At 68.8% G+C, this 1959-nt stretch carries 2 protein-coding genes; both read right to left on the bottom strand.

The window, feature by feature from the left end:
- Nucleotides 1-71 precede the first annotated feature (71 nt).
- The gene (locus H5J29_RS30715) at nt 72-1730 is read right to left on the bottom strand and encodes a purine-cytosine permease family protein (RefSeq protein ID WP_181784444.1); all 1659 of its coding nucleotides are present in this window, start codon (nt 1728-1730) and stop codon (nt 72-74) included.
- Between the two features lie 49 nt (nt 1731-1779).
- Nucleotides 1780-1959, bottom strand: a 180-nt coding sequence (locus H5J29_RS30710) for an Hpt domain-containing protein (RefSeq protein ID WP_181784443.1), incomplete at its 5' end; no start/stop codon positions are given.

Genomic DNA, 1959 nt, shown 5'->3' with positions numbered 1-1959 from the left:
CCCACCGACGCGTCGACGGACGCGTGCGCGGTGGGTGGCGCCGGAGCACCACCCACCGCGCAGGCGATCGGTCAGGAGCGGACCTGGGCGGGCAGGACGTGCTCGCCGGTCTTGTCCTGGCTCAGGCACAGCGAGCAGACGTAGGCCTCGTGGGCCTCGCAGGCCGCCATGTCCGGGCGCTCGAAGGACTCGCCGCAGACGTGGCAGTCCAGCGCCACGCCGGACGGGTTGCCGTGCTCGTCCAGCATGGGCAGGTCGATGCCGTCGTCCGTGCGGCGCAGGTAGTACCTGCCCTTGGTGGCGATCGCCAGGATCGGGGGCAGCACCACGGCCAGGCCGATCGCGACGAGCGGGCTGAACGGCTGGATGGCCGAGCCGAAGGCCCCGAAGAAGACCAGGATCGACACGCCCGCCGACACCAGCATCGACACGAAGCCGACCGGGTTGATGTTGTAGAGCATCCCGCGGCGGAACTCGGGCTGGATGGGCGAGAGCTTCAGCAGGTACTTGTTGACCGCGATGTCCACCGCGACCACGACGATCCAGGCCATGCCGCAGTTGGCGTAGAAGCCCAGGATGGTGTTGAGGAAGTCGAACATGTTGGCTTCCATCAGCACGAGCGCGATCAGCAGGTTCACCCCGACGAACACCAGGCGGCCCGGGTAGTGCTTGGTCAGCCGGGTGTAGGAGTTCGTCCAGGCCAGCGAGCCGGAGTAGGCGTTGGTGACGTTGATCTTGACCTGGCTGATCACCACGAGCACCACGGCCAGCGCGATGGCGGCCCACGGCGGCAGGAACTGGTTGTAGATCTCCAGGAACTGGTGCACGGGCTCGTTGGCGACACCGGCGCCACCCGCCACGTTGGCGATCAGGTACACGGCGAGGAACAGCCCGACGACCTGCTTGATCGCCCCGAAGATGACCCAGCCCGGCCCGGCCAGCACCATCGCGCTCCACCAGCGGCGCGAGTTCTCCGGGGTCTTCGGCGGCATGAAGCGCAGGTAGTCGATCTGCTCGGCGATCTGCGCGATCAGCGAGAGGCAGACACCGGCGGCGAGCATGACGGCGCCGAGGCTGGGCTGCCCCAGGCCGTCCTCACCCTGGTAGGAGAGGAACTGGCCGACGGACTCCGGGTGCTGCACCAGCAGGTAGACGAACGGAGCGACCATCAGGACCAGCCAGAGCGGCGTCGTCCAGAGCTGCAGCTTCGAGAGCAGCGACATCCCGTACATGACCAGCGGGAAGATGATGATCGTGGACAAGGCGTAGCCGAGCCACGGTGGGATGCCCAGCCCCAGCTCGAGGCCCTGGGCCATGATCGAGCCCTCGAGGGCGAAGAAGATGAACGTGAACGTCGCGAAGATGACGTTCGTGACCACCGACCCGTAGTAGCCGAAGCCGGAGCCGCGGGTGATCAGGTCGAGGTCGAGGTTGTAGCGGGCGGCGTAGTAGGCGACGGGGAAGCCCGTCACGAAGATGACCACCGCGAACACGAGGATGCCCCACAGGGCGTTCACCGTGCCGTAGGAGATGCCGATGTTGGCGCCGATCGCGAAGTCGGCGAGGTAGGCGATGCCGCCCAGCGCCGACACCGCGACGGTCCCGGTGCCCCACTTGCGGTAGCTCCGCGGGGCGAAGCGGAGGGTGTAGTCCTCCAGGGTCTCCTTGGCGGCGCCGGTGCGCGCGCCTTCGGCGGGCGCTGTGGCCGGCGGGGCGTTCTCGATGCTCATCGCAGCCTTCCGATCACGGGATTCGATGGCCGAAGCCAACGCCTGGCCGCTAAACGTCCGCCAAGTGCCCGCTGACCTGCTCCAACGCGGCGACCACCCGGGCGTGCTCGGCCGCGACCGCCGCCGGGTCCGCCTCCCGGCACAGCCGGGCCAGCGTGGTGGCGCCGAAGGTGTCCGCGAGGCCCGTGAGGGTGTGGGCGGCGCGGTGCGCCGTCGCGGGGTCCTCGCT

Source organism: Pseudonocardia pini (genome assembly GCF_013870575.1).
GTDB classification, from domain to species: Bacteria; Actinomycetota; Actinomycetes; order Mycobacteriales; family Pseudonocardiaceae; genus Pseudonocardia; species Pseudonocardia pini.
The sequence above is the reverse complement of the archived record's forward strand: the minus strand, read 5'-3'. Positions and strand labels throughout refer to the sequence as shown.